Source organism: Cuneatibacter sp. NSJ-177 (genome assembly GCF_022867805.1).
Lineage (GTDB): Bacteria > Bacillota > Clostridia > Lachnospirales > Lachnospiraceae > Pseudolachnospira.
This window is the reverse complement of record NZ_JALIFO010000009.1, coordinates 33741-56062: the sequence shown is the minus strand read 5'-3', so window position 1 is coordinate 56062 and position 22322 is coordinate 33741. Positions and strand designations below refer to the sequence as shown.

Annotated in this window: 21 protein-coding genes and 1 pseudogene; 21 read left to right on the top strand and 1 reads right to left on the bottom strand. The window is 53.0% G+C overall.

Annotated elements, in window-relative coordinates; all coding sequences use genetic code 11:
* Positions 1–900 carry a LysR family transcriptional regulator gene (locus tag MUB23_RS14770; protein ID WP_244801407.1) on the bottom strand — a complete coding sequence of 300 codons (900 nt, stop codon included), beginning with the start codon at positions 898–900 and terminating at the stop codon, positions 1–3.
* 427 nt (positions 901–1327) lie between these two features.
* Between MUB23_RS14770 and MUB23_RS14765 the strand changes: the two genes are divergently transcribed.
* The 21 genes and pseudogenes from MUB23_RS14765 (at position 1328) to ftsH (ending at position 22320) form a co-directional block, all read left to right on the top strand.
* A complete protein-coding gene (locus tag MUB23_RS14765; protein ID WP_244801406.1) occupies positions 1328–1816 on the top strand; it encodes a TRAP transporter small permease in 489 nt (162 codons plus the stop codon).
* Positions 1817–1961: 145 nt separating this feature from the next.
* The gene (locus MUB23_RS14760) at positions 1962–3263 is read left to right on the top strand and encodes a TRAP transporter large permease (protein WP_244801405.1); all 1302 of its coding nucleotides are present in this window, start codon (positions 1962–1964) and stop codon (positions 3261–3263) included.
* Between the two features lie 155 nt (positions 3264–3418).
* A complete protein-coding gene (locus tag MUB23_RS14755; RefSeq protein WP_244801403.1) occupies positions 3419–4498 on the top strand; it encodes a TRAP transporter substrate-binding protein in 1080 nt (359 codons plus the stop codon).
* A gap of 138 nt (positions 4499–4636) precedes the next feature.
* Positions 4637–7222 (top strand): molybdopterin-dependent oxidoreductase, encoded by a 2586-nt coding sequence (locus MUB23_RS14750; RefSeq protein ID WP_244801401.1) that lies wholly within the window; start codon positions 4637–4639, stop codon positions 7220–7222.
* A gap of 6 nt (positions 7223–7228) precedes the next feature.
* A complete protein-coding gene (locus MUB23_RS14745) occupies positions 7229–7840 on the top strand; it encodes a 4Fe-4S dicluster domain-containing protein (RefSeq protein ID WP_244801400.1) in 612 nt (203 codons plus the stop codon).
* A 10-nt stretch (positions 7841–7850) separates the two neighbouring features.
* On the top strand, positions 7851–8459 hold the full coding sequence (locus tag MUB23_RS14740; RefSeq protein WP_244801398.1) for a TorD/DmsD family molecular chaperone: 609 nt from the start codon (positions 7851–7853) through the stop codon (positions 8457–8459).
* On the top strand, positions 8453–8887 hold the full coding sequence (locus MUB23_RS14735) for a 4Fe-4S dicluster domain-containing protein (protein ID WP_244801396.1): 435 nt from the start codon (positions 8453–8455) through the stop codon (positions 8885–8887). Before MUB23_RS14740 ends, MUB23_RS14735 begins: the two co-directional genes overlap by 7 nt.
* Before the next feature lie 61 nt (positions 8888–8948).
* Entirely contained in the window at positions 8949–10175 is a 1227-nt protein-coding gene (locus MUB23_RS14730; RefSeq protein ID WP_244801394.1) for a molybdopterin molybdotransferase MoeA, read from the top strand.
* Between the two features lie 351 nt (positions 10176–10526).
* Positions 10527–11753, top strand: coding sequence for an AAA family ATPase (locus MUB23_RS14725; protein ID WP_244801393.1), 1227 nt, complete (start codon positions 10527–10529; stop codon positions 11751–11753).
* The gene (locus tag MUB23_RS14720; protein ID WP_244801392.1) at positions 11746–12444 is read left to right on the top strand and encodes an RloB family protein; all 699 of its coding nucleotides are present in this window, start codon (positions 11746–11748) and stop codon (positions 12442–12444) included. The genes MUB23_RS14725 and MUB23_RS14720 overlap by 8 nt, the downstream gene beginning before the upstream one ends.
* A 497-nt stretch (positions 12445–12941) precedes the next feature.
* Positions 12942–14744 carry an oligoendopeptidase F gene (gene pepF, locus MUB23_RS14715; RefSeq protein WP_244801391.1) on the top strand — a complete coding sequence of 601 codons (1803 nt, stop codon included), beginning with the start codon at positions 12942–12944 and terminating at the stop codon, positions 14742–14744.
* Entirely contained in the window at positions 14741–15148 is a 408-nt protein-coding gene (locus MUB23_RS14710) for a MazG nucleotide pyrophosphohydrolase domain-containing protein (RefSeq protein ID WP_244801390.1), read from the top strand. The genes pepF and MUB23_RS14710 overlap by 4 nt, the downstream gene beginning before the upstream one ends.
* A 107-nt stretch (positions 15149–15255) precedes the next feature.
* Positions 15256–15537, top strand: a pseudogene (locus MUB23_RS14705) (HU family DNA-binding protein); the annotation flags it as partial.
* A gap of 68 nt (positions 15538–15605) precedes the next feature.
* Positions 15606–15845 carry an RNA-binding S4 domain-containing protein gene (locus MUB23_RS14700; protein ID WP_244801386.1) on the top strand — a complete coding sequence of 80 codons (240 nt, stop codon included), beginning with the start codon at positions 15606–15608 and terminating at the stop codon, positions 15843–15845.
* A 79-nt stretch (positions 15846–15924) separates the two neighbouring features.
* Complete coding sequence (gene yabP, locus MUB23_RS14695; RefSeq protein WP_244801385.1) at positions 15925–16203, top strand: sporulation protein YabP; 279 nt, start codon at positions 15925–15927, stop codon at positions 16201–16203.
* Complete coding sequence (gene yabQ / locus MUB23_RS14690) at positions 16203–16574, top strand: spore cortex biosynthesis protein YabQ (RefSeq protein WP_244801383.1); 372 nt, start codon at positions 16203–16205, stop codon at positions 16572–16574. The genes yabP and yabQ overlap by 1 nt, the downstream gene beginning before the upstream one ends.
* Positions 16537–16839 (top strand): FtsB family cell division protein, encoded by a 303-nt coding sequence (locus MUB23_RS14685; protein ID WP_244801381.1) that lies wholly within the window; start codon positions 16537–16539, stop codon positions 16837–16839. The genes yabQ and MUB23_RS14685 overlap by 38 nt, the downstream gene beginning before the upstream one ends.
* A 200-nt stretch (positions 16840–17039) precedes the next feature.
* Entirely contained in the window at positions 17040–18536 is a 1497-nt protein-coding gene (locus MUB23_RS14680; protein WP_244801380.1) for a SpoIIE family protein phosphatase, read from the top strand.
* Between the two features lie 109 nt (positions 18537–18645).
* A complete protein-coding gene (tilS, locus tag MUB23_RS14675; RefSeq protein WP_244801378.1) occupies positions 18646–19977 on the top strand; it encodes a tRNA lysidine(34) synthetase TilS in 1332 nt (443 codons plus the stop codon).
* Positions 19967–20494: a hypoxanthine phosphoribosyltransferase gene (gene hpt / locus MUB23_RS14670; RefSeq protein WP_244801377.1), complete on the top strand. Its 528-nt coding sequence runs from the start codon at positions 19967–19969 to the stop codon at positions 20492–20494. Before tilS ends, hpt begins: the two co-directional genes overlap by 11 nt.
* A gap of 17 nt (positions 20495–20511) precedes the next feature.
* Positions 20512–22320, top strand: coding sequence for an ATP-dependent zinc metalloprotease FtsH (ftsH, locus tag MUB23_RS14665; RefSeq protein ID WP_330641902.1), 1809 nt, complete (start codon positions 20512–20514; stop codon positions 22318–22320).
* Positions 22321–22322 lie beyond the last annotated feature (2 nt).

Here is a 22322-nt window from a genome sequence, read left to right as displayed (position 1 = left end):
TTATGGCTGAGGCCAGGTCTCGCGGGATTTGCGCCGGATGAAGGAGAGGAAACGCTGGACAGCAGGCGTCAGATAGCGGTTGGTGTGATAAACCAAATAGACAGTCCTCCGGCATTCCGGTTCCGTGACTTCGATTTGATGCAGGTCGAAAGCGTCCAGAGCCGGAACTTTCGCGACCAGGGAGACGCCGGAGCCGGAGGCCACCAGAGCGGCGATACTTCTCTCGTCCGGGGCCATACAGCGGGTTTCCACGCGGAGGAAGGCGTCGTTTAGATACTGGTCCACAATCGGGTGGAGGCCCGCCTCCGGTATATACTTGATAAAGGGATAGGGAGCCAATTCCGCCAGGCGAATCCGCCTTTTTCCGGCCAAAGGATGGCGGGAGGGGACGATCACAACCATTTTTTCCGACATCAGAGGCAGAAAGGTGAGCTCCGGGATGTTGGGGATCAGGGTACAAAAACCAACATCATAACTTCCGTTTAGAAGGCCGGTCACGATCTTGGAGGAGGAGGCCTGATTGAATTGAACGGTAACTCGGTGCTCCTTTTCCTGGGCCAAAAACTCGCTGACAAAGTCCGGCACAAATCCCTGGGCAAAAGGCGGGTTGTAAGCGATGTCGATATGGCCGGAATTTTCCTGGGCCATCTGCTTCACGGAACCGGTGGCTTTCTCAATGAGATCCAGGGCTTCCCGAATCTGTTTGTAGTACATTTCTCCATATTTCGTCAGTTCTACATGTTTTCCTCTTCGCTCGAAGAGATAGAATCCCAGTTCTTTTTCCAAAGAAGCGATGGATTTGCTTAAGGTAGGCTGGGCCACATAGAGTTCGCGGGCCGCCTGATTGAAATTCAGATGATGGGCTACGGTACAGAAATAAGAAAGCTGTAAGAGAGTCATGGTTTTTTATTCCTTTTCGTTGTAGAAAACTCAGCAAAACCAGATGAAAAGCGCCGGTGAACTTCGCCTGTGCTTTTTTTGAAATCCAGGATTCCGCTGCCGGTAACCGCACGCTTGTTGCAAAGCTTCGCGCAAGCATTTTTGAGGAAGCCGCCGGAAGAATCCTTGGGAGCCGTTTTGGTTATTAAAAAAAGGACGGGAAGCCCGAACTCCGCTTCGCTCCGTTTGGGCAAAAATAGCTGCGAAGCAGATATTTTTCATTATAGTCAAAACGCAGAAAAAGTGCAATAGCCTCCAGGCTATTAAAACTGGGATAGAGTGGAATCAATCCGTTGAGAAAAATATGATAAAGTTAAATCTGGAAAGAAGAGAAGCCATCCCGAACCAAAAGGGTTAGGGGATGAGAAATGCTGAGAAGGAGAAAGGTATGAAAAGGGTAGATGCCGTTATTTATGGGATCGAGCTGGTGATCGGGAGCATTGCCATGGCATGTATCGCCGCCCTGGTTTTTGCCACGGTGATTGCCCGCTATGTTTTGAACAAAGGGATCCTCTGGGCCGATGAGGTGGTCGTCAATCTCTTTGTCCTGTTGGTGATGATGGGAGGAGCCCTGTGCTTCCGTTTCCGGAAGCATACAGAGATGACCTTGGTACTGAACGTGCTTCCCAGGGCCGGACGCCTGGCTCTTCGGAGCGCAATTCAAGTTGTGGTGCTGATCTTTTTGCTGGTCTTCACTTACAGCGGAGTGATGCTGATGAAGAACTCTGCGGGCCTGACCACATCGATCTTGCGGATCCCCATGACATACGTTTATGGCATCCTGCCTTTAGGCGGAATTTTGATGCTTTACGAGTTCGGGAAGGATACGGCGGTGCGGATCCGGGAAGACTTTTCCTCTGTGAAAAAGACCTTGTAAGCCGGATCAAGTGCGCGGGGACGGCTGACTCTTGGATTTGAAAAGAGGAATCAGAAGAGAGGAATGAAGATAGGGGTCTCCCATTCGGGTGGCCCGGATGCCGGATAAACGGGCGTCGTTACGGAAAGGAGAAGAGGAAAAATTCATGGGTGGAGTTGGTTTACTTTTAGTGATTGTAGTTACGATGCTGCTTGGCCTGCCGGTCTTTGTGGCGCTGGGTCTTACCGGTACCCTGGGGCTGATCATGACCAGCAATGCCGGTCTGGCGGGGATTTCCTGGCCGGTTATCGCCAAAAATGTCTACAGCGGCATCAGCGCTTACGCGCAGTTGGCGGTACCGCTTTTTATTCTGGCCGGTGAGATTATGAATACCTCCGGGATTACTGACCGGCTGGTGCGGTTCGCTTCCATGCTGATCGGCCGGATGCCGGCCAGCTTGGCGCAGACGACCGTGCTGACCAGCATGTTTTTCGGCGGCATCACCGGTTCGGCCCAGGCGACCACAGCCTGCGTCGGCGGAAATATGATTCCCGCCATGGTGAGGGAAGGGTATCCGAAGGAAACGGCGGTGGCCGTGTCCGCCTGCGCATCCAGCTGCGGCCCGGTGATTCCTCCCAGTATTATGATGATCCTGTACGGGTGCAGCGTGGGAGCCTCCATCGGCGGTCTGTTTATGGGAGGGATACTTCCTGGCGTACTGCTTGGCCTGGGCTTGATGACCGTGGTGTTTTTGCAGGATCGCCGGAAACATTTCCCGCGCCGGAAGATGAAATACACGCGGGAAGAGAAATGGGCCATCACCAAGGACTCGATCTTTCCGCTGCTGATGCCGGTCATTATCGTGGGCGGAATCATGGGAGGCATCTGCACCCCGACGGAGGCGGCCGCGGTGGCCGTGGCCTACGCCCTCTTTGTCGGCCTGGTGATTTACCGGAACATTACCTGGAAAAATATGCTTCAAATGCTGAAAAATGCCGTGGTCACGACAGCCAGCACTTTGCTGATCATCGGCGTGGCCAAACTGGTGGGATATGTGTTCACCGCGCTGCAAGTGCCGACGATTTTGGCAAATGCTTTTATGGCAATCTCCGATTCCAAATATGTCTTCCTGCTGATGGTCAATATCCTGCTGCTGATCATGGGAATGTTTATGGACGGCGGCGCCAGCATTGTCATCTTTGCTCCGATTTTGGTGCCGATTGCCACAGCCCTCGGCGTCGATCCGATTCACTTCGGTGTGATTATGACTCTAAATATGGCCATGGGAACCGCGACGCCTCCTCTGGGGCTCTGCCTTTTTATCGGCTGCAACATTGCCGACCTGCCGGTGGAAAAGGGGGCGAAGGCTGTTCTGCCCTATGTAGCCGGTGAGCTGGTGGTTTTGATGCTGGTGACTTATCTGCCGGAGATCGTGCTCTTTATCCCGCGGATGCTGGGGTATGTGTAATACAGGTTCATTTCGGAAGACCACAGGCGTCCCGATTTTATGCCTGCGGCGGTTCACGGAAACGTTTTCATTCAACAGGAAGGCTGAAAGGGGTTTCCTGCTGAAAAAGAAAGATAAAAACCAGATCTTAGATCTGAGAAAGAAAGGGAAAAAAGATGAAGAAAAAAATTCTTGCATGGGGACTTGCGGCGATGATGGCTCTGAGCATGACTGCCTGCGGATCAGGGAGCGCGGATCCCACGACAGCTCCGGCATCCGCCGGGCCTGCGGGTACGGCTGCGGCAGGAACGGCGGCTGCCGGCGGAGATGTCCAGTTTACGCTGAAGCTTTCGGTCAGCGCGCCCGCCACCGGAACCCAGGCCGACGGCTATGCCAAACTGGCGGAGCTGGTGAAAGAGCGCACCGGCGGCGCGGTGGAAGTCCAAGTATATCCGGGCTCCCAGCTGGCGGATAAGGTGCCTTCCATGGAAGGGCTGCGGGACGGGAGCATCGAGATGACAGTGGCGGCCCTGACCGACATCGCAAATTTCGGCGACGTATGGGGAACCTTCTCCCTGCCGTATCTGTTTGAAGATACGGATCAGTTGATCCAAGTGTTAAATTCGGATGAAGTCGGAGCTTTTGTAGAAGAAAAACTGGCCGCAATCGGCATGATTCCTTTGATGTACATGGATATCGGTTCCCGGAGTATCCTGAATTCCAAACATGCGGTGAATACACCTGCGGATATGGCGGGATTAAAGATCCGTGTCATGCAGGACTCCACACTGGCCGCAGCGATCAACGCGATGGGAGGCATTGCGACTCCGATGGCATGGAGCGAGACATATACGGCTCTCCAGCAGGGGACCGTGGACGGCCTGGAGAACTCAGCGCCGATTATTACGGCCAATATGATGAATGAAGTGGCGAAATACTATTCTCTGACCGAGCAGTTTATCATTGCCGACTGTCTGCTGATCAGCAAAAACACGTTTGACGGTATGCCGTCCGACCTCCAGGCTCAGGTGAAGGAAGCCTGCAAGGAGGCGGAGAAATATTGGAACACCGAGCTTTGGCCTGCTGCCATGGAGTCCGAACTTCAGGCAATGAAGGATTCCGGCGTGGAGATCAACGACGTGGACAAGGCCGCTTTTAAAGAATCGGTGACAGGTATGAAAGAAGAGTGGTTGGCAAACGCCTCCGATGACTGCAAACAGCTCTACGATCTATTGAGCGCGGCAACCGCAAAATAAGAGGTCATTTCGGAACGAAGAACCAGACAGGATCATTACAGGCGGGCGGCTATGGGCATGGTAGCCGCCTGCTATTTTCCAGTGAAAAGTATACTCCGCTTGGGAGGCAGACATTTTTTATTCTGATTTGAGGGCATGATGGAGAGAAAAGAAGAAAACAGAAATCGATGGCTGAAAGAGGCGGAGGCAATCACGAGGCCGAGGGGAGAAAGCGCGGCCAATGCGGAATCGGGAAAATGGGTTACGCACGCTTGCTTTTTCGCCTGCGGGGGCCGCTGCGTGAACCGGTCCTACGTGGAGCAGGGAAGGGTTCGGAGACAGAAGACGGATGACCTGCATCCGGACAGCCCGGATTTTCCCCAGCAAAGAGGCTGCGCCAGGGGCCGGTCCTTGCGTCAGCTTGTCTTTGGGGTGGACCGGCTGAAATATCCGATGAAAAGAAAGCACTGGGCGCCGGGGGGAGGGGACCGCTCTCTGCGGGGGCGGGATGAATGGGTCCGGATTTCCTGGGAAGAAGCTTTGGACCTTGTGGCCTCGGAGACCACAAGGATCAAAGAAACCTATGGAAATCGTTCCATTCTGGCGACCGGGTATGAGCTGCGGAACGTGGCGCCCGGCCTGTATTACGGGGCGGCTTTAAACGCCTACGGCGGCTGTGTGACCACCTGGGGGCAGGCGTCCCAGGGCGGTTTTCCCGTGGTGGCCAATCAGATGAAGGGAGAGTGGTCTTTGGGGATCCTGGACACCAGCGACCGTTTTGAGGTGCGGAACGCTAAGCTGATTGTCCTGTGGGCGGTCAATTCGGCTTGGAGCCAGGCGGGAAATGTGACCTATCATTACGCCCTGGCGAAACAGGCCGGGGCAAAAGTGATTGTGGTGGACAGTTGGTATACGCCCACGGCCCAGGCTTTGGCGGATGAATGGATTCCGGTCCGCCCTGGGACGGATACGGCTCTTCTTTTGGCTGTGGCTTATGAGCTGATCCAAAACGGCTGGCAGGATCAGCATTTTTTGGATACCTACTGCCTGGGATTTGACGCGGAGCATATGCCGAAAGGAGTGGATCCAAAAGAAAATTTCCGGGATTACGTGCTGGGCACCTATGATCAGGTTCCGAAAACACCGGAATGGGCGGCGGAGATCTGCGGCACGCCCGCGGACATGATCCGCAGTCTGGCGCGGGACATGGGAACCGTGAAACCCATGACGTTAAAGAGCAGTTTTGCTCCGGCCCGGACCTATGAAGGCGGACGTTTTGCCCAGGCGTTTTTCACCGTGGGATGGATGACGGGAAACGTGGGATTTTCCGGGGCCGAGGTCTCGGCCGGGGCCTCCGCAGGCAATATGATCTTTGGCGGACCGGCTTTGGTGCGGCCCGGAAGCAAAGGGTTTACACTGCCGGAAAATCCCATCTGCGAACAACCCCGCGGCGGCGGGAGTCTCGGCGCGGGACGGTATGAACGGGGCAAATATTATGGAATCGCCATGGGAGAAATGTGGGATGCCATCCTGACCGGCAGGCATACCCATTTTGAGGACGGCGAGGTGCCCATTGATATCCGCATGATCTGGAAGATCGGGGACGGGGGCCGGATGAACCAGTCCCCGGATTTTAACAAGGCGGTTCAGGCATACCGGAAGGTCGAGTTCGCCGTGGCCAGTGATTTACAGATGACGTGCGACTGCCAGTATTCGGATGTGGTGCTGCCCGCCACTTCTCTTTGGGAACGTTTTGGGGCCGTTATGCCCCAGACCAACCGGGAACTCCTGATTTTTTCCTCAAAGGTGACGGATCCCCTCTTTGAATGCCGGGATGATCTGTGGATGGAGGAGGAGCTGTGCAAGCGGTGGGGCGTGGACCCCAAGCTGGTCCGGCCGCTGTCCGACCGGCAAATCGTTTACAATGAGCTTTCCGGAGCGGAGGTGATCTGTGAGGACGGATCCCGCTATGAGACCCTTCTCACTTTTACGGAAGAAGATATCCGCGGGCTGGGCGTGGAGGGAAAGCCTCAGAAAGGCAGGATTCCCTGGAAGGAGTTTCGAAAGACCGGTGTCTATCAGGTGAAGCGGACGCCGGGAGATCCTTTCGGCTACGTGGAGTACGCGGATTTTATCCGGGATCCCCAAACCCATCCGATTCAGACCGAGTCCGGACGTTTTGAGATCTGCTGCCCTTCCTTGGTGAAGAAATACGAGGAATTCGGCTTGACGCCCATCGACCTGGTGGCCAAGTACCGGGCCAGCCGGGACGGCTACGAATCGACCCGCAGCGAGGGGCGGCCGGGCGCCTACCCGTTTCAGCTAATCAGCATTCATCATATCCGCCGGGCCCATCAGGCCTTTGACAATGTGCCGGTGCTGCGGGAACTTTTTCCCAATGAGGCAATGATGAATGAAGACGACGCCAAAGAGAGGGGAATCCATTCCGAGGACACGGTATTAATCGAAAATCCTTATGGAAAGATTCTGCGCCGGGTCAGCGCGTCGCCTCTGGTGATCCCCGGTGTCATTCTAATAGGGCAGGGCGCCTGGACGAAAATGAACGAGGCGGGAATCGACGAGGGGGGAAACGCCAACGTGCTTTCCCCTGGAAGGCTCTGCGGCGAGGGACAATCCCCCTGGAATACGGTGACCGTCCGGGTGGAGAAATGGGAAGGCGCGCCCCTGGAACCGGATTGTCTCCGGCAAGAGAACATGCCGGGCAGCCGGGGAAAGCAGGGGTAAAGCCGGATGCAGATGGGATTTTATTTTAATGCGGACCTGTGCATCGGCTGCAAAGCCTGCGTCATGGCCTGCAAGGATCTCCACGATTCGCCTTTGGGGATCTCTTTCCGGCGGGTCTATCAGGTGGTCTGGGGAAAATGGATCGGGGAAGGAAACGTGCGGACGCCGGTGGGCGTGGGGAGCTATTCTTTGTCCCTTGCCTGCGCACACTGCGAGAGACCGGCCTGTCTGACCGCCTGTCCGAAAGGAGCGATTCAAAAGAGAGAAACCGGTGCGGTCTGGATCGATTACAGCCGGTGCGTTGCCTGCCGGATCTGCATCCGGGCATGCCCCTACGGAGCCATTGATTTTAACCGGCGGGCTCACCGTCCGGAAAAGTGTGATTTCTGCTGGGAGCAGCAGGAGAAGGGAGAGGCGCCAGCCTGCGCGGCATCCTGTCCGATGCGCTGTCTTTCGGTCCGGCCGCTGCCTGAGCTGATCCGCCTGGCCGAGACGGATCCTTATGTCAGCCGGATGGAGGATGAGGGCACTAGCCCCGCCGTTTTTATTCGTCAAAGCCGGAACCGGCCGCCTGACGGAGAGGCCGGAACGATCCGCAGTATGAAAGAAGAGCGCTAGGGAGGATGTCATGGATCAGAAGCTGACGGCAAGTTATTTACGGGTTTTGGCCCACGGCGTGAAGCAGGAGATCAGTCCTGCCGTGCTGGGACGATGGATGGAGACAGATCTTTTTCGGGAGATTCCGTATGGGGAAGACGTCCTGGAGACCTGCAACGGGAGGGAACAGATGGCCTCTTTTCGGGCTGCTTACCGGTCGGGGCAGGTAACGGGAGAAGATCTGGACGGAGATTATCTGAAACTTTTTATCGGGGCCGGACATCCGCTTGCCCCGCCTTGGGGGAGCTATTATCTGAATGAGAAACACCTGCTTTTCCAGGACGAAACAGCCGCTGTGCGGGAAATCATGCAGCGCTATGGCTTCGCCGGGGAAAAAAAGGGCGTCCCGGAAGATTTTCTTTCCTATGAATTGGAATTTCTGGCCGAACGGCTGGAATCGGGGGAAAAGGCGGCGGAGGCGGGGCGGGATTTCCTGCAACAATGGGTGCTTTCCTGGGTTCCCGGATGGAATCAGTTGGTGCAGATTTATGGGGATACGGATTTTTATCCGGCGCTGGCAAATCTGATCACAGGGGCCTGCCGGTGCCTGGCGCGCGACTGGGAGGATGAGGGATGCTAAGGATTATGGTGGACGCAGAGTTCTGCAACGGCTGTATGGAATGTGTAAAAGCTTGCGAGCAGCGCTTCCGGCCCGGCTCAAAAGCGGAAGTGGTTTCCGGCGAGACGCCCCATTCCGCCTGTTTCGTGAAAATAGACCAGGAGGGGAGGTTCGTTCCTGCTTTCTGCCGCCGGTGTCCGGAACCGGCCTGCCGGATTACCTGCATGAGCGGAGCAATCAAGGAAGATCCGGATACCGGCCGTCTTTGCTATGACAAAGGGCAGTGCGCCGCCTGTTTCATGTGTGTGATGAACTGCCCCTACGGAATGCCGAAGCCGGACGGGTACAGGAGCGTAATAAAGTGTGATTTTTGCCCGGAACTTCAGCTGCCTGCCTGTGTAAAAGCTTGTGAACAAAAGGCCATCTATGTGGCAGAGACGAAAACATAAGGTGTTGAATCCGGGAAAACGGGAGAGAGTGCGTTGTGACGATCCAGAAGGAGAAAGAAATATGTTCGATTACCCGGTGAATGTAGAAATCGAAGAGGCGGCGCGCCTGCTGAAAGGATGCGTGCGCCCGACAGCCGCGGAGACAGTTCCGCTCAGCGAGGCTCTGGGAAGAATTCTGGCGGAGCCGGTCCGTTCGGGTGAGAACCTGCCGCCGTTTGACCGGTCCCCCTATGACGGTTATGCCTTCCGCGCGGAGGACACCGCGGAGGCGTCGCAGGAGCGCCTGGCCGTATTGGACATTGTGGAAGAAGTACCGGCCGGACAACAGCCGAAATGTACCGTACAAAAAAATCAGGCGGTCAAAATTCTGACCGGTTCACCGATTCCGGCCGGGGCAGACGCCGTGATCAAATTTGAAGACACCCTCTTTAACCGGGCCACCGTCGCCATCGGGAGGCCTTGCCGTCCCGGCAGCAATCTGGTGAAGGCCGGGGAGGACGTCAGAGCCGGAGAGGAGGTGTATCCGGCCGGACATGCCGTCTCGCCCGCCTCCCAGGGACTTTTGGCAGGCCTTGGCCACAGCAGGGTTTTCGTGTACCGAAAGCCCCGCGTCAGCATCATCAGCACCGGGGACGAGCTGCTTTCCGCAGAACAGAAACTGACGCCGGGGAAAATACGCAACAGCAGCGCCTATCTGCTGGCCGGTTTTCTGGCCGGCTGGGGGATCGAGGCGAAACAGTACGGGATTGTCGGCGACGACGAGAAGGCCATCGCCGAGGCGGTGGAAGAATGCCGGAGGCGGTCGGATCTCGTGATTACGACCGGCGGCGCTTCGGTTGGGGATTACGACCGGGTCCTCCTGGGGCTGGAGCTCATCACAGCGCAGATTCTGTTCTGGAAGGTGAAGATGAAGCCAGGGATGGCGACACTCGCCGCCGTCAAAGAAGGGACGCCGATCCTGGGGCTGTCCGGAAATCCTTCAGCAGCCGCGGCAGCGTTATTACTTGTGGGCGGACCAGCTCTTGCCGGGCTTTGCGGGAGAAAGGATGATTTGTTTGAGAAAATAACGGTTCGGCTGGCCCAGGATTTTCCGAAGGGAAGCCCGGTCAGGCGGATCCTGCCGGGCGCCATCGAGTTCTCCGGGGGACGGGTTGATCTGAACCCAAGTCCGCGGCAGGCAAACGGAAGGATCCGCCCCTGGGAGGACTGCCGCCTGCTGGGGCTGATACCGGCGGGAACCGGCCCGCTTCCGGCAGGGAGCGAGATTGAGGCGCTTTTTCTAAAATGAGCCGTGGTTGCGCCGTGGCTTAGGCTCTTTTCCGGATATAACATGGATAAGCTGCACGCGAATATTCAAAATGGACGAACTGGAAGCCATTTCTTTAAAGGGAAAACAGCATAAAAAACAAACTGAAACGAGAGCTATGATTAAGGTACGCAAAAAAGTGGCAGGAAATCCCGAATGAAGGAATCCTGCCGTTTTTTATGAATAAAGAGCGAGGCTGTCACTCCATGACTGATCAATCAGTTGTTTTGTAAAAAACCATTTTTCGGAAAGCTATATGAGAAAATATCTCATATATAGTTTACAAATTCGAAAATCTGAATATAATAGAAGTATGAAACGGAGGTAGATATCATGTTATGTCAATTTACAATTAGAAATTTTAAGAGCATAAGAGATGAAATGACTTTTGATATGCAGGCAACTGCAATATCAGAGCACGAAGACAGAGTAATAAAAGATAAGGATGGAGAATTGTATTTGCCGGTATCTGCCATTTATGGACCAAATGGCGGGGGCAAGTCGAATGTACTGAAAGCACTTCATTATATGGTATTAAAGGTATTAAGACCATTATATGCAACGAATGATAATGAAGAATATGCTATTTCAAGAAAAAAATTTGTCATTGAACCTTTCGCTTTTTCAGATACAACAAAAAATGAACCAACTGAATTTGAATTGTTTTTCCGGACGGAAATGGCGGAATATCGCTATGTATTGACGGTAAAAAAAGATGTGGTGATTTATGAAAGTTTAGATCGTGTTAAATTGGATACAAAAAGACGTTCTGGACTATTTGAGCGTAATGAAAAAAGTATTGAGATGAAAGGTACATTGGCTAAATTAAAAGTAAGTGAGGACCTTTCAGAGACATTGCCCCTGCTTTCTTATCTTGGAATCACTTACAAGAAAAATGAAGTTGTGAATGATGTATTGAAGTGGTTTGGAGGGGGGATCGAATTTTTAAACTATGGAGATCCGATTCAAGAGTTGGCAATGGCAGTTTCGAATTCCGGAAATGTAAAGAAATTGATGCTGGATATGATTCGGGAAATGGATTTGGATATTATGGATTTTCGTGTGGAAGAAGAAAATGAAAATTGGGTTGAAATATTTACCAAGCATTCCGTAGATGGATATGAACAGGAATTAAAACTGGAGGAAGAATCCAGTGGAACGAGAAAATTATTCGGTTTATTACCATCTATTGCTGACGGTCTGCTAAAGGGAACGGTACTGGTAATTGATGAACTGGATGCTAAAATACATCCGGTTTTATTGCGCCATATTATAATGATGTTTAATGATATGAGTGTGAATCAGAAGAAGGCACAGCTTATTTTTACATCTCACGATTTATCAACAATGAATAGTGATGTATTCCGCAGAGATGAAATTTGGTTTGTGGCAAAAGGAAAGAGCCAGAATACCAAATTATATTCCTTGGTGGAATTTAAAAATGATAAGGGTGAGTCTGTCCGCAAAGATGCGAAGTTTGACAAACAGTATCTTGAAGGCAAGTATGGCGCTGATCCGTACCTCAGAAATATTATAGATTGGCGGAAGATTAATGCCTAAAAAAGCTGGAATGGAAGCGTGGAAGAAAAAACGCCGCCAGGAATATCTGGAAAAAAGAGAATATCGATACTACATTTTCTGCGAAGGTCAGCAAACAGAGCCTCTCTATTTTACTGGATTTAAGCATTTGATAGAGGACAATCCGATTTATCGTGATATGGTTTTGATTGAAATTGAACCATGTCAGGCTGAGACAATGCGAGTAATCGGTATGGCAGAGAGGTATGCGAAAAAGAATAAAATACAAAAAGGGCAGATTTGGTGCGTTTATGATAAAGATAGCTTCCCTGCAAGTGATTTTAATGGTGTTGCAGACCGGGCAGAACGGCTAAATCAGGAAAATCCGGAGCGGCAGTATCATGCTGCGTGGAGTAATGAATGTATTGAATTTTGGTTTCTTTTGCATTTTGCTTATTATACATCAAATAACCATCGGACGGAGTATATTCATTTTTTGAATGATAAATTTCGGGAATTGGGGTTGGGCAAGTATCAGAAAAATATGAAGGATATTTTCGATATTCTGATGACAAAAGGAAATCCGAAATTGGCGTTACGCTATGCGAAGCGCATTATGAAAGAGGGACAAGGTAAGACGCCGACAGAAATTGCGCCGGGAACAAGGGTTTATGCGTTGGTGGAAGAACTGGCGAAATATTTGCCGGAAAATATACGAGACACATTTAGATGAAAGGGATCGTATATTAGGAGATATTAAAGTTTATATTTCGGCTTTTTTCGAGATTGACGAGCACGTTATTGATGAATTCGGTGCTGTGAATGTATCCCTAGTTAATGATTTTGCCAATGACTTATATAAGGGGGTGAAATCTATATCTAAAGACTTCGGGAGAGAAAAATAATGAAAGCTCTTTAATTTAAAAACTTTACCTAATAAGTCTGCTAAAGATAATATGGGAATCAAAATTATCGAGCAGTATCCTGCGCTTATAGATTACGATATTACTGCCAGTGGCGGTAATAATGGCGGGAATCTCTTTCGGCAGGGATAAAATCTTCCTAACTTTGGAAGGATAAGCATATCTTACAAAGAGACAACCATGTTTCCCAGCCGGGCGCGGAGAAATGACGTGCGATGGGACGAATTTTATTTCCCGGATTGTCTCCCACCGAATTCTGTGGTAAACTTTCCCATAGAATGCAGCTGTGAAAAGAGAGGAGTTTCCTATGTCTCAAAATCATAAAATACCGAAACGAAGCGAATTGAAACCGGAGGATACCTGGTCCACCGAGGATTTGTACCCGTCCGACGAGGCCTGGAAAGAGGCGTTTGCCGCGGCGAAAGAGGAGGCGGAGAAACTGACCGGCTACCGGGGCCGGCTGGCGGAGTCCGGACGCCTCCTCTATCATTACTTCCAGGAAAAGGAATCTGCGGAGGAGGCGGTGGAACGCCTTTATACCTATGCTTCCTTAAAAAGCGACGAGGATACGAAAAATTCCGTGTACCAGGGCATGAAGGGACAGATTTTAAGCTGGCTTGTGCAGTGGCAGCAGGAGATGGCCTTTGAGACGCCGGAGCTGATCGCCCTGCCGGAAGAACGGCTGGAGGAGTTTTTCCAGGCGGAACCCGCCCTCTCCCTCTACCGCCGTTATCTTACCGTGATCCGCCGCCGGAAAAGCCATATTCTTTCTCAGCCGGAGGAAGAACTGCTGGCCGCCGCCGGGGAGATGGCCGACGCGCCGGACCGCATTTACGGAAACTTTGTGAACGCAGATTTGACTTTCCCCAGCGTCCGCGACGTGGCGGGAAATCTGCTGCCTTTGACCAACGGCTCCTACGGCACTCTGATGCTGAGCCAGGACCGCGCGCTTCGGGAAGAGGCGTTCCGGAATCTGTACAGCACGTATGAGAAATTCAAGAATACCACGGCGGCCACCTTAAACGCCCATGTGCGCCAGAATATTTTCTTTGCCAGGGCCAGGAAATATAACTCCTGCCTGGAGGCGGCTTTGGATCGGACTGAGGTGCCGGTTTCGGTTTATCACCAGTTGATCCAGGCGGTTCACGAGAATATGGAACCCATGTACCGGTATATGGCGTTCCGGAAGAAGCAGATGCAGCTGGATGAACTCCACATGTACGACCTTTATGTGCCGATGGTGGGAGATGCGGAAGAGAAGATTCCTTTTGACCGGGCCCGCGATGAAGTGGTGGAGGCCATGGGGGTGTTGGGAGAAGAATATCAATCTGTCCTTAAGAGCAGTTTTGAACAGCGCTGGATGGATATCTACGAAAATGAAGGCAAACGTTCCGGCGCTTATTCCTGCGGCGCCAAGGTGCATCCTTTTGTTCTCCTGAACCATAAAGATACCTTAAACAGTGAGTTCACGCTGGTTCATGAGATGGGCCATGCGATGCACTCTTATCTGAGCAACAAAAATCAGCCTGCGGTCTATGCAGACTATGTCATTTTTGTGGCGGAGGTGGCTTCCACCTGCAACGAAGCTCTTTTGATGAATTACCTGCTGCAGCGCACGGAGGATAAAAAGCAGCGGGCTTATCTGCTGAATTACTTCCTGGAGCAGTTCCGCACGACGCTCTACCGCCAGACCATGTTCGCTGAGTTTGAGGAGAAAATCCACCGGCTGGCGGAGGAGGGGGAGACCCTGACAGCCGATGTGCTGAAAAAACTTTATTATGAGTTAAATCTGCTGTATTATGGGAAAGATATGGTGGTGGACGAGGAAATTGCCATCGAGTGGGCCAGAGTCCCCCATTTCTACTATAATTTTTACGTTTACCAGTATTCCACCGGTTTTGCCGCCGCCATCGCACTCTCCCGGAAAATCATTGCAGAGGGACAGCCGGCGGTGGAAAACTACTTACGCTTCCTGAAGAGCGGCTGCTCGGAGGATCCGATTTCCCTCTTAAAAATGGCCGGGGTGGATATGACGACAGCGGAACCGGTGGAAAAGGCGCTCCAATACTTTTCGGAGCTGCTGGCAGAGTTTGAGGAGCTGATGGCATGAACAAACGAGAGATGAAAGATTCCTATACCTTCGAAGAACTGCGGGAAATCATCGCGGATCTCCGCGGGGAGAACGGCTGCCCCTGGGACCGGGAGCAGACCTACGAAAGCTTAAAGAAATGCCTGGCTGATGAGACGGAGGAAGTGTTTGAGGCTGTGGACAAAAATGATCGGGAGAACTTGTGCGAGGAGCTGGGCGATGTTTTGCTGATTCTCCTGCTGAACAGCCAGATCGCCTCGGAGGAAGGCGCGTTTACCTTTGACGATGTGATTACAGGTCTTTGTCGAAAGATGATCCGGCGTCATCCCCATGTCTTTGCCGGAGAAAAGGCCGCTACGCCGGAGGAAGCGCTGGATCGTTGGAAGGAAATCAAACGTCAGGAGAAGGCCGGTTTAATCCGGTAAAAAATCGGAAAAACATCGGTTTTTCGCGGGATTTTCCTTGACAAACATGGAAGAAAAGATTATATTTTACTAAGAATCCGCAGGTAGCCTGTGGAAGTTATCAGGAGGAAGATATTATGAACAAGACAGAACTGATTGCTGCCGTTGCAGAGAAAGCTGAAATCTCCAAAAAAGACGCGGAGAAGGCTTTAAAAGCTTTCACCGATACCGTAGCGCAGGAATTAAAAAATGGGGAAAAGGTGCAGCTGGTTGGCTTTGGCACGTTTGAAGTATCTCAGAGAGAGGCCAGAGAGGGCAGAAATCCCAGAACCGGCGAAACCATGAAGATTGCCGCAACCAAGATGCCGAAGTTCAAAGCGGGAAAAGCTCTGAAGGATATGATGAACTAAGTTTGAACAAATAAAAGGGCCGTTGCAGCGCAATGCAATGGTCTTTTTGTTTATAAAAGGAGAACTCAATGAGACTGGACAAATATTTAAAAGTATCGCGGCTGATCAAGCGCCGCACCGTGGCCAATGAAGCCTGCGACGCAGGGCGGGTACTGATCAACGACAAACCGGCCAAAGCGTCGGCCAATGTAAAAGAAGGGGATATCATCGAGATTGGTTTCGGGAACAAGGCGGTCCGCGTTGAAGTTTTGGATGTGCGGGAGACCACCAAAAAGGAAGAGGCCAAAGAGATGTTCCGCTATCTGTAATCATAATTCCGTCGAACCGGACATAGGATATATAGCAAACGACTCGACTTTGCTAATGGTAACCGATGGGAGGGTTCGGATGGAAGCGCAGAAAGAAAAAGAACATAAATTGGTATTGGACCGCCGGGAAAAGGCAACGGTCACCGGAGTGAAGGACGTGATTTCTTTCGACGAAAAAGAAATCCTGCTGCAGACTGAATTTGGAAAGATGACCGTGAAAGGGGAGGGGCTCCATGTCAAACGCCTGACCCTGGAAAAGGGGGAAGCGGAGCTGGAAGGCCAGGTCAATGGGATTTTGTATTCGGCGGTCGGCTCGGTGGAGGAGGAAGGCGGGTTTCTGAACCGCTTATTCCGGTAATGAGCGCCAGCATTTCCGCGGAAGCCCAGGTATTTCTGGTTTCCGTGCTGCTGGGATTGGAATTGATGCTGGTTTATCTGGTGTTGATGCTGATTCGCGGCCTGATCCCGCATGCAAGATGGTTCCGGGATGTTGAGGACATTGTGTATTGGATTTTTTGCGCCGTGCAGGCGTTCCGCCTTTTATTTCGGGAAAATGACGGCAGCATCCGCTGGTTTTTTCTGGTTGGGATCGCCCTTGGAATGATTTTCCTGTATGAGATTTTAGGAAACCCATTGAAAAAGTTCCTTTCATGGGTTAAAATGAAAAGAACGGCAAAGGATTTGGGGAAATATGAAAAGATATCAAAAGAAAAAAAGCAAATGGAATAACCCCGGAGCGCTGGCGGTACTGACCGTGGTGCTGATTTTGTTGTGTGTCCTGACCGTTCACACAAGGAGCTTGCGGGCCGCCGACGCGGACTATGCAGCCAAAGTACAGGCGCTTTCCGCGGAAGTGGAGGAAGAGTCCAAGCGGGCCGAAGAGCTGGAAGAGTATCAGGTCTACGTCCAGACCAAGCAGTACATCGAGCAGGTCGCGCGGGAAAAGCTGGGCCTTGTCAATCCGAATGAATCGATCGTAAAGCCGAATGAGTGATTTTTTACCATATACAGAATCCGGGAAATGGTGTGTTGCTGCTGCTGGCAATACTAAATTTTCGGTTGGGATGAAAGCTGCCGCCGCAAGCGGCAGTTTTTTTGTCGAAACATTCTTCCCCTTCGACACTCCCTTTTGACAGACTTTGCGCCGGAACTTGTCTTATAATCATTTCCGATAAGATAAGGGAGGAATCGGGAATGGATAAGGTAGGAATGTTTGCCGTGCTTTTGTTTGCTTATGGAATCGGAATCCTGGCGGGGGCCCTGTACGTGAAAAGCGGCCGGAAGAGTTGGAAGAAAACCGTTCTCTGGAAGAGCCGGTACCGGGAATATACGGCGGAACGGCAGCTGAAAGAACGGGCCAGGGCATTTCACAAGCTGGCGGCGGCATTCCGGGAGAGCGGGAGCAGTAGCTATGAGCGAGTGACCAGAGAGATCGCAGCTACTGCCCTGGCAGAGACTTCGAATAAGGTCTGCGAAGCCTGCGGCGGCTGCCATCTGGGGCGGATGCAGCTGCAAAAGGACGCCTATTATCTCCAATACCTCATGAATTCCTTTGCGAAAAACGGGCGGGTGGACAGTGAGGACATGCCCCGGATTTTCTCGGAGACCTGCTGTGAATCCGGCCGTTACATGGACGAGCTCAACGAAGAGCTGGGCCGGGGACAGTTGCAGATTGACTGGAAAACCCGTTTCCTTGAAAGCCGGGAAGCGGTCTCTTCCCAATTTGCGGAGATGGAGAGTATGCTGGACGACCTGGCGGACCAGGGCGAAGAGCAGGAAGACGTGACGGATCACTGGGAAAAGAAGCTGAAAAAAGAGTGCAAAAAGCTGGGGCTCACGATGAACCGTTGTTTTGTGGAGGCCGACGAAGAGGGCAAACTTCGGGTTCACCTCCAGGTTCAGACAGCGGGCCGCCACTGCATTCCCTCGAAGGAAGTGACCGAGGCGGTCGGCAAGCTGATGAAGAAAGAAATGCGCCTGGAAATCGGCAGCAAGTCCGTGGTCGGAAAGGACAACAGCCGCCTGGTGCTGATGGAGGAACCGGAGTATGGAATCTGCTACGGCGTGGCCCGCGCGGTCAAGGAGGGCAGCGAAGTCTCCGGAGACAATTACTCTGCCATGGAGCTGCCGGGTGGAAAATATTTGCTGTGCCTGTCCGACGGAATGGGCTCCGGCCATCTGGCCGCGGCGGAAAGCGAGTCGGTGGTGGAGCTGGCGGAACAGCTGACCGGCGCCGGATTTTCGCTGGAAAACACGGTGAAGCTGATGAATTCCGTCCTGCTGCTCCGGGAGGGAGAACAGCGGCCGGCCACTTTGGACATCCATTGTCTGGATTTACATACCGGGGAGATCAAAAGCCGCAAACAGGGAGCGGCGGCCACCTTCCTGAAGCAGGGGGATCAGATATCGCTGCTGGAATCCGCAGACGCCCCCATCGGCTGGAGCGCGACCCTGCTCTCGGAAGAACAGACGAGCAAAGTGACCGAGGGAGCGGTTTTGGTACTGGTGACCGACGGTGTGGTGGAGGCTTTGCCCGGCGCGGAAAAAGAAGAATTCCTGATGGAAATTCTCCGGCGCATGAAAGATGGGACGCCCCAGTCCATGGCGGAGGATATCTTATCCCTGGCGGCCGGGCAGGAAGCGCCGCGGGACGATATGACAGTGCTGGTGGCTCAGATTACGAAGCGGTAGCCCGTGCATGGCTTTTTGCATGACTTTTCCGAAATCAGAGAGCGCCGCCCAAGGAGAAGGGCTTGATTTCGTCTTTCTTTTTCCGTATAATAAAGCCATGATGGAACAGATGATTCAAAAAGTGGGCCGGTTCATCCGGCAGCAGAATTTGTTGGAGCAGGGAGACCAGGTGGCGGCCGGCATTAGCGGTGGCGCCGATTCGGTCTGCCTGCTTTTCTGCCTGTCCGGGCTTTCTGCCAAAATCGGGTTTACCCTGACCGCGGTCCATGTCCACCACGGGCTGCGGGGGGGAGAAGCCGACGGGGACGAGGCCTTTGTAAAAGAGCTCTGCGGCCGCCTGGGGGTGCCGTGCGTGTGCAGCCGGGCGGATGTGGGTGCCCTGGCGAGGGAGCGCCGGATTTCGGTGGAGGAGGCTGGTCGCGCCGCCCGCTATGAGATCTTGCGCCGGGAGGCAAAGGGAGGGAAGATTGCGGTGGCCCACCACCAGAGCGATCAGGCGGAGACGGTTTTGTTTCACTTGCTCCGGGGGACCGGAATCAAAGGGGCCGCGGGTATGGCTCCTAGAGCCGGGGACGTGATCCGGCCGCTTCTTTTTTTAAGCCGCCGGGAGATCGAGGCTTTTTTGCGGGAGTGCGGGCAGGCCTGGCGGGAGGATGCGACCAACAGGGATCTTTATTATACGAGAAACCGGATCCGGAATCAGCTGCTCCCCTTGGCGAAAGAAGGCGTCAACGCCCGCTCCGAGGAGCATTTAGCCGCGTTTGCCGGGCAGGCGCGGGAGCTGGACGAACTATTGGACCGCCTGGCCGAAACCTTTTTAACGCAGTGCCGCAGCGGGGAAAATGAGATCCGTCTGCCGCAAAAAGAACTGATCAAGCAGCCTGCGGTTTTGGGAAAGCGGATCCTTCTTACCGCCATCGGGCAGGTTTCCGGAAGCCGCCGGGACATTGGCAAGGCCCATCTGGACGCGGTCTGGGAGCTCCTGAAAAAACCGGTGGGAAGCCGGATCCGTCTGCCGGGGGGCTTCTCGGCAAGACAAGAATATGAGATGCTCCGGATCGGCCGGGAGGAAGAGGAACATGCCGCCGCTGCGCTTCCTGCGGCAAAATTTCGCATCATTCAGCAAAAAGATTTTCCAAAAATCAGGGAAAATAGGTATACGAAATGCTTTGATTATGATAAAATAAAAAATAGTGCCATTTTGCGATTCCGCCAGCAAGGCGACTACCTGGAACTTTCCGGCGGGGGCCGCAAGACGCTGCACCGTTACATGATCGATGAAAAAATACCGGCCCCGGAGCGGGGACGGATTCCGGTGCTGGCCGACGGCAGCCACATCCTTTGGGTGGTGGGGCGGCGCGTCAGCGCTTTTTATCAGGTGACAAAAGACACGCAACGGATTTTGTGTGTGACGGTAGGAGGAAAAGAAGATGGAAAATGAAATCCGCGTATTGATTCCGGAAGATGAGGTAGACCGAAGGATTGCGGAGATCGCTGCTGAGATCAGCAGGGACTATGCGGGGAAGAGCGTACATCTGCTCTGTATTTTAAAGGGAAGCGTATTTTTTACCTGTGAACTGGCGAAACGGCTGACCGTACCGGTCACCCTTGATTTTATGAGCTGCTCCAGCTACGGTTCCGGGACCATATCCAAGGGGATCGTGCGCCTGGTAAAGGATCTGGATGAGCCCATCGAGGGAAGGGACGTGATTATTGTGGAAGATATCATTGATTCCGGCAATACGCTGTCCTATTTGGTGGAGCTGATGAAGGCCAGAAAGCCGGCGAGCCTGAAACTTTGTACGCTGCTTGATAAGCCTTCCCGCCGGGTGCACCATGAAGTAAAGGTGGATTACACCTGCTTTTCCATCGAAGATCTGTTCGTCGTCGGTTACGGGCTGGACTATGACCAGCATTACCGGAACCTGCCCTATATCGGCGTGATTGAAAATGAATAAGTAAAGGAGACAGGATTTTGAATTCGACAAGAAGATCGAGCGGAGGGTTTTATATTCTGCTCTTGCTGTGCCTGCTGGCGGGGTATTTTATCTTCACCGGAACCTTGAACCACCAGGGCCAGGAGCCGGGGACGGATGTGGAATTCCGGCAGGCTGTAGAGAAGCAGGAGCTGAAAGCGGTGACGATTCAGCAGAATACCGAGACTCCGACCGGACGTGTGACCTATCAGCTGAATGATGGAACTTTGAAGTATATCTACGTTTCCGATGTCAATTCTGTGCAGGAACTTCTGCGGGGGGCGGATGTCGGTTTTACCCTGGAGGATGTCTCGGAAGAGTGGGATATGATATCAATCATTTCGATCGTAATCAGCGCGGTCTTATTGATTATCCTGGTCATGATGATTTTCCGCAACAGCTCCCAGGGCGGCGCCAACAATAAGATGATGAACTTCGGCAAGAGCCGGGCCATCATGGTGACCAACAGCAATATCAATTTTGAAAATGTAGCCGGACTCCAGGAAGAAAAGGAGGATCTGGCGGAGATCGTGGATTTCCTGAAAGATCCTGGGAAATATACCCGCGTCGGCGCCAGAATTCCCAAGGGCGTGCTTTTGGTGGGCCCTCCCGGAACCGGTAAAACCTTGATGGCAAAAGCCATTGCCGGGGAGGCCGGAGTTCCCTTTTTCAGTATTTCCGGTTCGGATTTTGTGGAGATGTTTGTCGGTGTCGGCGCATCCCGTGTGCGGGATCTTTTCACCGAGGCCAAGAAGAACAGCCCGTGCATCGTGTTTATTGACGAGATCGACGCGGTGGCGAGACGCCGCGGCACAGGGATGGGCGGCGGACATGACGAGAGGGAGCAGACCTTGAATCAGCTCCTGGTGGAGATGGACGGTTTCGGCGTCAACGCCGGAATCATCGTGATGGCGGCGACGAACCGGGTTGATATCCTGGATCCGGCCATCATGCGTCCGGGACGTTTTGACCGGAAGATCGGCGTGGCCCGGCCGGATGTCCGCGGCCGTGAAGCGATTTTGAAGGTGCACTCCAAAGAAAAGCCTCTGGGCGAAGATGTGGATTTGATGCGGATCGCTCAGACGACGGCTGGATTTTCCGGCGCGGATCTGGAAAACCTGATGAACGAGGCGGCGATCATGACGGCCAAAGACGGCCGGAGTTATATCAGTCAGGCCGATATTGACAAGGCGTTTGTCAAGGTAGGGCTGGGAGCCGAGAAGAAGAGCCGTCTGATTTCCGATAAAGAAAAGAAGATCACGGCTTACCACGAATCCGGCCATGCGCTTTTATTCCATCTGCTGCCGGACGTCGGGCCGGTTCACACGATTTCGATCATTCCCACCGGTATCGGGGCGGCCGGCTATACCATGCCTTTGCCGGAAAAGGATGAGATGTTTATGACCAAAGGCAAGATGGAGCAGGAGATTATGGTGTCTCTGGGCGGCCGGATCGCCGAGGAGCTGATCTTCCAGGACATTACCACCGGCGCTTCCCAGGATATCAAGCAGGCGACCAGCATTGCCAAAAATATGGTGACCCAGTACGGCATGTCCGACCGGGTCGGCATGATCCACTGCGGGGATGACGACGAGGAAGTCTTCATCGGCCGGGATCTGGCCCACAGCCGCGGATACGGGGAAGGGATGGCCACGATGATCGACGAGGAGATCAAGCGGATCATCGATCAGAATTATAAGAAAGCGAAAGCTCTGATCGAAGAGCATTTGGAGGTGCTCCATAAATGCGCGGCTCTTCTGCTGGAAAAAGAAAAGATTAACCAGACAGAATTTGAAGCGTTATTCTAACT

Excerpts from the sequence above, each read along its gene's own strand:
- MUB23_RS14770 (WP_244801407.1), bottom strand. The coding sequence starts at position 900 with ATGACTCTCTTACAGCTTTCTTATTTCTGTACCGTAGCCCATCATCTG.
- MUB23_RS14765 (WP_244801406.1), top strand. The coding sequence starts at position 1,328 with ATGAAAAGGGTAGATGCCGTTATTTATGGGATCGAGCTGGTGATCGGG.
- MUB23_RS14760 (WP_244801405.1), top strand. The coding sequence starts at position 1,962 with ATGGGTGGAGTTGGTTTACTTTTAGTGATTGTAGTTACGATGCTGCTT.
- MUB23_RS14755 (WP_244801403.1), top strand. The coding sequence starts at position 3,419 with ATGAAGAAAAAAATTCTTGCATGGGGACTTGCGGCGATGATGGCTCTG.
- MUB23_RS14750 (WP_244801401.1), top strand. The coding sequence starts at position 4,637 with ATGGAGAGAAAAGAAGAAAACAGAAATCGATGGCTGAAAGAGGCGGAG.
- MUB23_RS14745 (WP_244801400.1), top strand. The coding sequence starts at position 7,229 with ATGCAGATGGGATTTTATTTTAATGCGGACCTGTGCATCGGCTGCAAA.
- MUB23_RS14740 (WP_244801398.1), top strand. The coding sequence starts at position 7,851 with ATGGATCAGAAGCTGACGGCAAGTTATTTACGGGTTTTGGCCCACGGC.
- MUB23_RS14735 (WP_244801396.1), top strand. The coding sequence starts at position 8,453 with ATGCTAAGGATTATGGTGGACGCAGAGTTCTGCAACGGCTGTATGGAA.
- MUB23_RS14730 (WP_244801394.1), top strand. The coding sequence starts at position 8,949 with ATGTTCGATTACCCGGTGAATGTAGAAATCGAAGAGGCGGCGCGCCTG.
- MUB23_RS14725 (WP_244801393.1), top strand. The coding sequence starts at position 10,527 with ATGTTATGTCAATTTACAATTAGAAATTTTAAGAGCATAAGAGATGAA.
- MUB23_RS14720 (WP_244801392.1), top strand. The coding sequence starts at position 11,746 with ATGCCTAAAAAAGCTGGAATGGAAGCGTGGAAGAAAAAACGCCGCCAG.
- pepF (WP_244801391.1), top strand. The coding sequence starts at position 12,942 with ATGTCTCAAAATCATAAAATACCGAAACGAAGCGAATTGAAACCGGAG.
- MUB23_RS14710 (WP_244801390.1), top strand. The coding sequence starts at position 14,741 with ATGAACAAACGAGAGATGAAAGATTCCTATACCTTCGAAGAACTGCGG.
- MUB23_RS14700 (WP_244801386.1), top strand. The coding sequence starts at position 15,606 with ATGAGACTGGACAAATATTTAAAAGTATCGCGGCTGATCAAGCGCCGC.
- yabP (WP_244801385.1), top strand. The coding sequence starts at position 15,925 with ATGGAAGCGCAGAAAGAAAAAGAACATAAATTGGTATTGGACCGCCGG.
- yabQ (WP_244801383.1), top strand. The coding sequence starts at position 16,203 with ATGAGCGCCAGCATTTCCGCGGAAGCCCAGGTATTTCTGGTTTCCGTG.
- MUB23_RS14685 (WP_244801381.1), top strand. The coding sequence starts at position 16,537 with ATGAAAAGATATCAAAAGAAAAAAAGCAAATGGAATAACCCCGGAGCG.
- MUB23_RS14680 (WP_244801380.1), top strand. The coding sequence starts at position 17,040 with ATGGATAAGGTAGGAATGTTTGCCGTGCTTTTGTTTGCTTATGGAATC.
- tilS (WP_244801378.1), top strand. The coding sequence starts at position 18,646 with ATGATTCAAAAAGTGGGCCGGTTCATCCGGCAGCAGAATTTGTTGGAG.
- hpt (WP_244801377.1), top strand. The coding sequence starts at position 19,967 with ATGGAAAATGAAATCCGCGTATTGATTCCGGAAGATGAGGTAGACCGA.